General features: G+C 49.8%; 3 protein-coding genes. All 3 read right to left on the reverse strand.

The window, feature by feature from the left end; genetic code table 11:
• Positions 1-2,765, reverse strand: a 2,765-nt coding sequence (locus HY200_06775; GenBank protein MBI3594648.1) for a hypothetical protein, incomplete at its 3' end; no start/stop codon positions are given.
• Between the two features lie 374 nt (positions 2,766-3,139).
• Complete coding sequence (locus HY200_06780; GenBank protein MBI3594649.1) at positions 3,140-4,780, reverse strand: hypothetical protein; 1,641 nt, start codon at positions 4,778-4,780, stop codon at positions 3,140-3,142.
• A 1-nt stretch (position 4,781) separates the two neighbouring features.
• Positions 4,782-11,930: a fibronectin type III domain-containing protein gene (locus tag HY200_06785; protein MBI3594650.1), complete on the reverse strand. Its 7,149-nt coding sequence runs from the start codon at positions 11,928-11,930 to the stop codon at positions 4,782-4,784.
• Positions 11,931-12,193: the final 263 nt, after the last annotated feature.

The following is a 12,193-nucleotide window of genomic DNA, read 5'->3' on the forward strand; positions in this document are numbered from 1 at the left end:
GCTGCTCCCGTGGTCACGATGGAAAGACTGGAGCTCGGTGTCACGCTTGAAATGGCCGCAGGCAAAAAGGTACAGGTCGCACCGGCCGGACAGGGACCGGAGGCATCCATCGATAAATTCACGCTGGTCGTAAAACTATTCAAAGGCGTTAAGGTCACCGTCGCCAGAGCGGTCGTCCCGCGAGTCACCGTTGTGGTATTCAAGGTATTGGAAAGGCTGAAATCCCGGATCGTCAACGTGGGGTTCGGAGTACTGGACCAACCGGAACTGGTGACCATCAGAGGTCCGGCACCCCCGGCTAGCGCAGTATAATAAGGTGCAATAATTCCGATTGAGCTATTGATTCCGGCAGAAAGACTCCAGGTGGTGACATCCCCGTTCAAAAGCCCTTGTGTCGTAAAATTCGTTCCCCAGGTAACATTGTTGAGAAGGGTCGACCGGTTTGCGGAACCGGGATCGGGGCCAAAAGTACCAAACGTTCCGTAGAGCGTAGAATTAATGGTGAGCGGACTTCTCGCATCGACTGGGGAAGTGGTCAGTGACAGAACTTGAGGTGGACCGACCAGCTGACCGTAGATATTCCCCGGACTGGTGACCAGGTCTCTCCAGGCGACATAATAATTGGCGCCTCCACTGACCACAAAAGGATTCATTTTTCCTGAGGTGCCGACATTGGAAATATTGACCCCGCTTGCATCCAGAATCGCTCCTGCAGGAGTGACTCTCGCTCCATAGATATCGGTCGTGCCATTTCGGGAATCGGTCCAGGCGAACAGATAGGCGCCTTGAGATGCATTGTAAGCTAAAGAGGGTTCCGTCTGATCACCGGTCGCGCTGGATACGGTAAAGGCAGCGCCATTGGTCAGAGCCGGGGCGGCTGCAGCGGTGACAAACTGGCCCATAATATTGATCGTACCCGTTGCCCCACTTTGATAACCGACAAGAAAGTTTGTACCGTCAAAGGCTGCCGAAGGATAACGTTCCGCTGTTCCCGACACAACCGCAATTCCAAGAGGAGTCGTTGCAGCAAGCCCCGGCGCGGCGGCACCTTTGGTGATCATATTGCCATATATATTACCGGTCGTCCCTGCGGCAGAAAAGTTCTCCCATGTTACAAAATACCTTATAAATGTTCCGTTTGTCCCGTAGGTAATATTGGGCAATACCGAAGGAGCTGTCGTCGAAGTTGCCGTCGCCATGGTGACTGCGGTTCCAACCGTAAATGTGGTCGCAGCAGTGGTCACTGGAATCACATTGATGGTGGTCAACGTCCCGCTTGTTGACGCATAGGTCACATAGTTATTGTTCGCCGTGATTGTTCCGTCGGTCGCAACAGCAGGATACTGTTCATTGATCGCCCCTGTCGCAGCCGCAATTGCTACCCCGGGGGTCTGTACCGTAGCGGTCGTAGCCGCATAGCTTACAACTCTACCGAAGATATTATTAAGAACCGTGCCGCTCACATAGTTTTGATAAACCACTAAAAAGTTATTTCTTCCCGCATTGAAGGCCACCGAGGGAAACATCTGGTCGTTTGGCGTGTTATCGATCGCAAAAGCGGTTACGACCACACTCCCGGAAGGACTCACCACTGCTCCCTGAATATTGGAGGCGCCTGTCGTTCCTGTACCAGGTACGGCACCGTTCATCCAGACAAGCATATAATTGGTGCCGTCATAGGCCGCTGTAACCTTGTAATCTCCACCCGTCAATGTATCGACTCTCAATTTATTTCCGATAAGCGGATCGAGTGTGACCGGAAAAGCGGCATTGGCAAGCCAATCGGCCGGCATCTTTAATTCAATCTCAAAGAAGCCTTTGTCTGCTCCTTCCTTGATTGCCGGAGAAATCTCGATTGAAACACCGTCGGCGTCTTTCAGTGTCCCCTTTCCATAAGTCGTAATATAATTGCCTTGATGGTCATAGAAATCAATCTCGCCTTCGCGACCGTAGCGTGGAATGAGTTTTGTCGTGACTTTTTGCGAGATAACGAGATCTTCTGAATTTTGGACAGCAAATGGTTTTTCAAATATCCAGCTCTGTTCCAATCCATCCGATCGCGATTCGTAGTTCTCTTTGACTTCATCCGACCGCTGATAGGTGACGCTATTTTCTTTTACGTCTGGTTTTTCGATTTTGGAAAGTCCACTTGCCAGAATCGATTCTGTGCCTTTTTGCAAGCGGGCCGTTTCCAGTTCAATTCCATTTTCACCCTGGATGCCGTTCTTTGGAAGGATCAGAATCTGACCCGAAGCAAACAGCACCTCATAACCGGAGTCTGTCACGCGGTAGCTGAATCGCGGGATCTCTCCCGCAGGATTGGCCACCGGTTCAAGCTCTTTCACCGGATGGCTCGCACTTTGAATGGCTTTCGGAATATCGAATGGAACAGCAGTCGGAGGAACAATTTGAGTCTGAGAAGGTGTTCCCTGAACTGGCGTTATTTCTTCTTTAGGTTGGTAAGGTCCGTTCTGAACTGGAGATGGCGCCGGAGTGGGATAAGAGGGAAGAGGCTCCAGAATATAAGGAGGAACGACACCCTGCCCCGTTTCAACCTTGGGAGGATTCAGACCTCTTTCACTGGAAGAGTAACCTTCGCTATTTGAATTCCGATAGGCTTTTAAGATTTCAGTGGTCTGATAGATAAAATAGAAAGAGAAGAGATAAAGAAAAATTGAGAAAAAAACGGAGCCGTTAAGAAACTGATCATAGACATTCCGTTCCAGCGTGATTGCAGGATGCTTAAACCGATAGGTTTGGTACATTTTCTCCCTAAAAATGTCCTGATTCGTTCAGGCTGTGAATTCCTTCTTGGAATCGTATATCAGGAAAAGACTGTGATAAAAAATGCAAGTAATATGCCCTAAAAAATGAAATTTTCTTATTTAAAAATTAATGTAACAAATTGAAACATAAGGAAAAAATAAATTAAAATCCCTAATCTATTTTCGATACACTCAAAAAGTGGAAAAGTTTTTCCCTTTCCCGGGCCTATCACTTTCTATTAAACCAATTATAATGGAAAGGTCTTTCCTTTTTACAAAATCTGGATCGGGCCAACATTCATCAAAAAAGGTCCTGTTTAAGGTTCCATAAAAGGTATCCCTTAAGAGTAGCAGGTGTATGCCATTTTGTCTTATTACTCCCCTTTCAAAAGATACGTTGAATATGAGGATCCGTTGGAGACTGAGTAGATCAAATAGACCCGGCCGGCTGCATCAAGATCCATGACCGGATTGAATCCATACGCTACAGAAGGTAGCATGGAACTAGTCGGTGAACCGGCCTGAAATTTGTCGAAGTAAATGTTTCCGGAATCTTCCCAGACAAGATTAAGAAATTCGTTTACGTTTACACCGATGCCTTGGAACTGATCGACTTTCAAAGAAGGCCGTGAAGAAGGTTGAAATCCGATTGGCATTTGACAAATTTGAACAGCCGGAAAACACTCGAAGGTTGCAAAATTTGAAGACTTCGAATAGTACATGCCGGAGTGCGTCAGGGTTGAATTGGACCAGGCAAGAAAGGGGTAGCCATTGTAATCGAGATCCAGCGCCAAGGTATCTTTTCCCTGCAAGGAAAGGCTCGATTCTACCGTTATCGGGGCGCCGAAAGTGTTTTGACCAGACAATCGCCTGGCAAAATTCACGAGAAAATCGCTTGTCCCGAAATCCATCCAGGAGACCGAAACGTTACTCAAATGATCGGTTCGTATTTTTGGATTCTTTTGAAGATTTGGACTAACCAATGAAGAGACGAGAGATGAAGATTGCGAGACGGTTCCGCCTAGCCCGATCTCTTTATAATTCACATAGATTCCATTCAAAAAAGACGTCGAAAAATCTTCTTCCCAGGCCATTTCAAGCTTTCCTGACGCGTTATAAGCGATGGCAGGATTCTTCTGATTTGAATTGGAACTAACCTCAATATAGAGCGTGCTTGGTTGGTTTGCAGAGGTCACTGCATAAGGAACAAAACAAGGAGGAATACTTTCACATCCCAACAACGTAGCATGGGGCAGCATAACCGTCGCAATTTGAAAAACAACGGACGATGATGAGTTATCGTCCCAGGCAAGATAAATATCGGGATTTCCATTCGCATCCGGATTGTCAACGGCAATTACCGGGTTTTCAAAGGTATCTGTGCTTACACTATTTCCAATATAGGGCAGAATATCGGTCAGGACATCGTAAGCGGGTGCAATAGCGGGAAAGACTTTGTTCCCGTCGAGATCTAATGCTAAGTTCCATAGGTGAGTATCTCCGGTCTCGTATGTGGTGGCCCAGGTTAAATAGATATTTTGACCAAAAATAGCCATACCAAAACTGGGCGGAGCACCCACCGCATTGATGGATGAGGTCAGTTCAATGGGCTGCGATGAAAAAGTGATGGAGGACCCCGTTACGACAGGAAATGTCGCTTGATCGCTCTTCGACGGATCTGCAGTGGACGCGGCCTTAATCGTAACATAGATGTCCTTATTCAAGGGTGGTATGACTGACGGGGCCGAATAATATCCTCCGGATGTAATCGACCCGGGTCCCGATACGAGACTCCAGGTCAGGCCTGGCTGAGAAATAGAGTTGCCTGCGGGATCGCTTGCCGTCGCAGTGAGTTGAATCGAATCCGTTTTCCGAACCGCAGTCGGCTTTGGAAAAATGACGACCTTTGAGACTGAAATTGACGAAGCCCCTCCCCCTCCTCCACCGCAACTTTCCAGGAGGAAAAGACCGATCATCATCAATTCAATGCCCATTTGATTTCGAAATAGCGTCATTTTAAGGCCCTGTTGCTGCTGACACGGCTGTTGACTGAGCCGATTCGTTTCCGGAGCGATCATAGGCCGAAACGGTATAGGAATAGGTCGTATTTGCGCTGAGTCCCGGATCCGCAAAGCTGTTTGCGGTGGTGTACATGTAAAGAACGCCGCTTCGGTAAATTTTATACCCTGCGACCTTGTCGTTATCGGATGACGGAACCCAGTCCAGATTAATCTGACGGGATGTGGCCAGCGAAGCAACAAGACTTGCCGGAATGGAGGGCGGAGTCGTATCCTGGGGCGTTGAGATCACCGTGGCGGGCGACAGGGCCGATTCGTTCCCGCCCCAGTCAAATGCGCTCACCCGATAATTATAGGTGGTCCTGGGGACCAATCCCTTGTCTGCAAAGATGGTAGAACTTGCAGAGGAAGTTCCGATAGGATTTACGAGATCGCTCCGGTAAATTTTATACCCGGCAATTCCGCTTCCTGAACCATTATTCGTAAGATCCTTATCAATCGAAGCGGACCAGCTGATATCGATTTCAGAAACCGAGACCGCCACGGCAAACGGGGCTCCGAGTGAAGTACATGGGGCTGCCAGATTACCGCAAGGGACCGAAGGGGGATAAACATCGGTAACGGCCGTGACAGGGGCTGACAGCGAAGAAACATTCCCGCCGGAATCCCTTGCCGAAATCGTATAAACATAGGTTTGATTCGGCAGCAGGCCGAGATCCGAAAAACTGTTGGAGGGAGACGTTCCCACCAGATTGCCATTTCGATAGATGGAATAAGAGGCGATGCTCCCGGAATTATCAAGCGAGGGAATCCAGCTCAAATTGACCTGGGTCTGACTCGACGCGACAAGGGCAACAATTCCTCGTGGAACCGTCGGTGGCGTGGTGTCTCCTAGAGTCGTCCCGCTTGCGATGGTGCTTGGCCCGGACACATTTCCCGCGGCATCGTACGCCACCAGGAAATAATAATACGGGGTCGACGCGATCAGATTAAAGCTGTCTGTATACGAATTGACCGGCCAATTCCCTAACGGAATAAATGGACCTGTAGAGGACGTAGAACGGGATATCGTATATCCCGCAACGGCGACATTGTCGGAAGATGCCGTCCAGACGAGTCCCAGTTTGGAATCGCTGATCGCCGTCACAACGAGATTTGCTGGAACAGACGGGGGAGCCGTATCGGCAATCGTCGAGGCGGTCACTGTAATCGAAGGGAGTGAATTATTTCCGGCTCCGTCAAACGCGACGATATAAAAATAGTATGTAGAACTGGGCTGTAGTCCAACCGCGGCGAACGACGTTGTCCCGGCACCTAATACCGAACCAATCTGGACAAATGTGATATTGTTCGTGGAGTAATAAATGGAATACCCGGCTACCGCTGAATTGTCAGTCGCCTGCGGCCAGCTTACATTAATTTGGCTGGCTCCAGAGGCTCCTCCAGCCGCGGTCGCGCTAAAACCGGTTGTCCCGGGCCAGACTGGGCGGGTGGAATCCAGCGTGGTCGCTGAGACCGAAGGAGCAGACGGCGAATAGTTACCCGAAAAATCAAAGGCTCTGACGGTATAGCTATAAGTCGTCCAAGGGGTCAAACCGATATCTGAAAAAGTGGTCGACAACACGGTAAAAATGGTTGTTGACGTGGTCGTTCTGAGAACCTGATATCCGGAGACTCCCAGATTATCAACGGCAGGAGACCAGGAAAGATTCACCTGCGTTTCACTGACAGCCGTCGCTCTCAGGTTTGTCGGAAACGCGGGAGCAACCGTATCTGGAAGGGTTGTTGACTGGACTGTTCCGGATGGTACTGACCGGTTATTTGAAGGATCCAAAGCGAGAATACAGTAACTGTAAGTGGTTGAAGGTGACAAAGCGGCATCGCTATAGCTATTGGTCGTTGGAATTCCTATCGGAGAGACTTGAACAAATGGCGCCACCGGAGGATTGGCACATGTCGCGATTCCCGTGCTTCTCCAGACCTGGTAGCTGGCAATGGTGCCAGAGTTGTCAGTCGAAGCGGTCCAGTTTAACCCTACGGAAGTAATGGCGGGGGAAGCGGTCAAACCGCCGGGTGCTGAAGGAGCTGTCGCGTCCGCTGTGGTGGTAAAGGGGCCCGCCGTCGGAGAGACCGGAGAAAGATTTTCAGCCAGATCAGCCGCTCTCACATAATAATAGTAATTTCGATTGCCCAGAAGACCCATATGGGAAAAACTGGTCAGATTGCCTCCTACCACACCGACAAGGGAGAATGGGCCGTTCAACGGAGTACTGCTGTAAATGTAATATTGATAGATCATACCGGAATTGTCTGTGGCGGGCGTCCAGGAGACATTGATCTGTCCCGGACCTGCTACAGCCGCGGTGACCGTCGCAGGGGCTGTGGGCGCCGTAATATCATTGACCGCGTAGGCCGTATTGGACCTTCCCGATAGATTTCCTCCATAGTCGTAGGCGATCACGTAATAGTAATATTTCTGAACTGACGGCAGCCCCGTATCAAGATAGAGAGACGAAGTTACCGCCGAAATTTGGGTGAAGTTGACATTGTCGATCGAACGCCAGACCTGGTATCCCGTCACACCGGTATCGTCCGAAGAGGGAAACCATAAAAGATCAATTTCATTTCCGGAAATAGTCGTCGCACGAAGTGCTGTAGGAGTCGAGGGTGCTATCGTATCCTGTAAGGTTACCGAACTGGCCACGTTGGAAGAGAGCGAACTGTTCCCGGCCGCATCATAGGTCTGTACATAATAGTAGTTGATCGAAGAGGGCCGCAAACCGGTGCTTGAATAAGTCGTTCCGGATACATTGGCGATTTGAATATAGGTCGTTCCGTTGACTGACCTCCAGACCTTGTACCCGGCCACCGCGATGTCGTCGCTTCCCGGAGACCAACTCAGGTTAATCTGCGAGGGGGAAACGGCCGTTGCAATGAGATTGGTCGGAGAGGTCGGAGGGACGGTATCGGCCAAAGTCGATACAAAAAGTGGAGCGGTGAGGGCAGACTTGTTCCCCGCCAGGTCAAACGCCGCAAACTGATAATTAAATTTCGTATTAGTCGGCAAATTACTATCCGTAAACTTGGTTCCGCCCACGGTTGCGATCTTCGCTCCGTTTCGGTAAATTTCGTACCCGGCCACGGCAACGTTATCGGTCGATGCCGTCCAGGTAAAACCGATCTGACTGTCTGAAACAAGAGCCACCACAATTCCAGATGGAACGGAAGGGGGAACGACATCATACTGATTGTTGCCAAAAATGAGATAGGCCTGTCCGGCAAATTTATTCACGAAAGGATAGGCCTTCAATGCGGGACTGGCAGAATAGGCCCCGATCAGGATATCAGGAAGCAGGTCCCCGTTGACATCGCCTGTTGCATCGAAAGAGCTCCCCGCATAGTCACCTGCGTAGGCACCATTGATAATCGTGTCAAATCCTGTGGAAAGGTTAATCACGGAGGGAAAAACAGATTTGCCAAGAATGACGTAGATCGACCCCGAATTCGATCGCCCCCCGGGGCTGGCGTTGGGCGCTCCAATCAAAAGGTCCGTGTATCCATCACCGTTCAGATCACTGCTGCTGCTTAAGACTCTGCCCGACTGGTCGTTAGTCCCAACCCCGTTAATGGTCACATTGGCGCTGTTGAGTTCAATTACCGGACTCGTGAACGCGGCCTGTCCCAAAACGATGTAGGTGGATCCCGCTCCGGGTTTTCCGTTTGGACTCGCCAGTCTGGCCCCGATGATGACATCGGCTTTCCCGTCTTTATTTAAATCTCCCAGAGAAACGGCTGACCCTGCCTGATCTCCCGTGCTCACCCCGTTGAAAGTCAAATCGGCGTTTTGAAAACTCAGAGGTGTCTCCGCAGTCGGCCAGGTTTTTCGACCAAAAAAAAGAAAGGCCCCGCCGGCCTGGTACCGTTGTGTCCCCGCCTTGTTAAACGGCGAGTACCCCTGAACACCGACAATCAGATCATTGATTCCGTCCCCATTGACATCCCCTGAAATGGAGAGAGCACTCGACAGTCCACTGGTCTGAAATCCTCCAATAATGACATCCGCACCACCGGTCGTCGTACTGAGATCAATGACCCCGGGAAAGGTATACTTGCCATAAATGATATAGACCTCACCGCTCTGATTCACTCCGGTCGCACTAATTTTTGGCGCGCTGATTACCAGATCGGCAATAAAGTCTCCGTTGATATCGCCTGCGGTCGTGACGGCATCACCGATATTATCAAACGAGTTGGCCCCGCTGATTGTGACACTTACGGTCTGTTGTGCCAGATCGATAATGCCGCTCGGATAATCTTTGTAAAAATTTCCCCGGCCATTGATGATATAGACCTGGCCTGCTTGAATTCTTGTCGTAGTTTTTAATATGGGACTCGCATTCGGGGCACCGATGACGATCTCCGAAAAACCGTCTCCGTTCAGATCTCCGGCGATGGAAACGGAATGACCGATCATATCTCCTGGATTCGCGCCATAAATAATCAGATCCGCCTGGTCCAGCGTCGTGGGCGAGGGCCATCCGGGCGGCCTCCCGAAAAAGAGATAACAAGCGCCGGCATTCAGTCGGTTATTGGGCCCGGGGGCCTGGTCGGCGCAAATGATGAAATCCTTGATTCCATCCCCATTGACATCGCCTCCATTGGCGACAGCACCTCCGGCATAATCCGAAGAGTGGACTCCGTTGAAGGCGGTCACGGGACTGGAAAGAAGTTCAATATCCGGTTGTCCGTAAAAAGGAATCGTAAAGGTATTGTATGTTTGATCCAGTCCCGTCGTGATGCCTCCGTTATTTGAGGCCACGATTCTAAAATGATAAATGGAATAGGATGAGAGTCCGATCAGATTGAACGAAATGAAATTTTCGAAATTTCCTGAAATCGAAACGCTTGCCGTGGTGGAACCATAACTGCTTGTTGTGCCATATTCAAACCAGGCGCTTCCGGTCACGCCATTCGGATTCGCCGTTCCATTCAGTGTGACCGAGCTGGTCGTCTTGTTCGAAGGGATTCCCGTCGCCACAATGGGTGGCGTGGCAAGAGTCGAAAAGGCGTAGTCGCCCCCATAGGAGGTACCCAGGCTGTTTCTGGCAGTCATTCTGACATGGTAGGTGGTTCCGAGAGTCAACGCCGAGATCGGAGTCGATAACGAGGTTATTGAATAGCTGGACGTAAGCACAAACGGTGCAGTCGAAATACCGTAAGCAATCGTGGTTCCATAGTCAAACCAGGCGGTTCCGGATTGTCCATTGGGATTCACGGTTCCATTTAAGGTTGCACTGTTTTGGGTAATGGAAGTTACCGGAGAAGTCATGGCCGAAGGGAGCGCGGCAATATAAAGTGAAATGGATGCGGTATGGGTTTCCCCTCCCCCGCTCCCGGTAACCAGAATGGAATAGACTCCCTGAAGTGTTGACAGTGCGCTTGAAATCATCAAAGTCGCAGAGGCACCTGTTGAGAGCGGAGTGACCGGGTTCGTATTAAATCCTGCCGACACCCCTGCCGGAAGATTCGAAACGCTTAACGTCACCGGCGAAGAAAAGCCGTTGACACTAAAAAGGGTGAGTGACAGCGTTCCGGAAGATCCCTGTGCCACCGTGGCCGAGGAGGCCGTGGTCAGCGAAAAATCCTGGACGCTTAAACTGATCGTATTGCTCCCTAAATTTCCGGAGTAAACCTGAACGGCACCGGAATTGCTATTCGGGGGGAGAGAAAATGAGATGAGGTTGTTCATCCAGCTGCTGAAATAGGCATCCGAAACTTTTAAACCATTGATCATGACGTAATCGGTCGAGGTTGATCGCGATCCGGCTGCAAGGTCCCCAAAATAATTCCCGGTCAGGGTCATCGGTACACCGACGGTCAAGTTGACACTGGGGGTGACCGAAGAGAGAACAGGAGGAGGACCTTCTGATTTTTGGCTCCAGATATCACTCCCGGACGGAGGATTTCTAAAGTCGGTCCATAAGGCAAAAAAATTTGTTCCGTCATTTCCGGAAACCGGGCTCTGTTTCTGAAAGGTCGTATTGGAGTTCACGACCATGCCCGCTGATTCCACGACGCTTCCCGTTCTTAAAATTCGCGCCCCATAAATATCGGCGATCGATGTGCTGTTTCGATAATCCTGCCAGGAGGCAAAATAAAGACCGGCTCCCGTGGAATAGGTGACCTTGGGCAAAAGCTGATCATTGATCGCGGTGGAAATCGCAAATCGGCTTCCTGAAAGCGTTCCGCCCGTCGTGATCAACTGTCCGTAAATGTCCCGGACTCCGGAGGCGCCGGTATCATAAACAACCAGGAAATTGGTTCCGTCAAAAGCAACTGACGGGTGACGCTCGGCCAGACCTGACGTCACCGCGACCCCTGTTACGGTTCCGATAGCTCCTGCGGTCGTGATGGTATTGCCATAAACATTTCCGGAGGGATCTGTGCCAAAATCTTCCCAGGCAATTAGATATCTTCCAACGGTTGTATTGCTAAAAGTAATTTGGGGAAGAACAGAAGGCGGTGTCGCATTGGAAGTCACGGTTGCTACAGTCACGGCCGTACCGACTACGCCGGTTTTCGTTACGCTGATTGCCCTGACGGATGTGCCTCCATCCAGATAGGCGACGTAAAAGTTGGTACCGTCGTAGGCGATGGAAGGAACCTGTTGATTGCCCGCACCTCCGGCTATGGTAAAGGTGGTCCCCATCACGGCATTGGTCGCGCTGTAAGAAACAAAAGTCCCGATAATATCCTGATCGGTTCCGTTAAAAGATTGATAGACCACCAGGAATTGTCCGGCGGCATAGTTTGCAACTGAAGGGAATATCTGGTCATTGGTCGAAGCATTGATTGCAAACGGGGCAACAATTAAATTTCCGTTTGAGTCAAATACTTTTCCGTAGATATCGATTGAACTGGAAGTACCGCTGGAGTTTTGCCAGGAGACGAGATAATTCGCACCGTCAAAAGCCATCGATGCATTATCATCATTCCCCGTCAGCGTATCGACCTGAATGGCGTTTCCGATGAGAGAAGCGTGAGCAGTGAGAGATAGTCCGGTTAAGATCAGCCAAAAAATGAGAAGGCTTCCTGCCCCCCACCTCCACCCTCCTGGGAGTGAAGTTTTAATTTTGCTTATTTTCATTAAATCCGATATTTTTAATAAGATTTAAATTGCCGGGCAAGCTGAACCAACGGATTTAAATGCATGATTTATGCCATGAGACAGGTCTGTTTTTGGATTAGAAGACTTCCTTTCCTCCTCATAACTTATTGAAAAGAAAGCTCAATTTTTTCTCTCTTTTTCTTCTCACTCCTTTCTAAATTATACCCGATTTTAAGATTCCAGATTGCCATCTTCTTTGTCCTGTCACGGCATAAATTTTCTTCTATTTCCCCAAAAAAAAT

The sequence above is a fragment of the Nitrospirota bacterium genome (genome assembly GCA_016194305.1).
Classification (GTDB): domain Bacteria; phylum Nitrospirota; class Nitrospiria; order JACQBW01; family JACQBW01; genus JACQBW01.

Excerpts from the sequence above, each read along its gene's own strand:
- HY200_06780 (MBI3594649.1), bottom strand. The coding sequence starts at position 4,780 with ATGACGCTATTTCGAAATCAAATGGGCATTGAATTGATGATGATCGGT.
- HY200_06785 (MBI3594650.1), bottom strand. The coding sequence starts at position 11,930 with ATGAAAATAAGCAAAATTAAAACTTCACTCCCAGGAGGGTGGAGGTGG.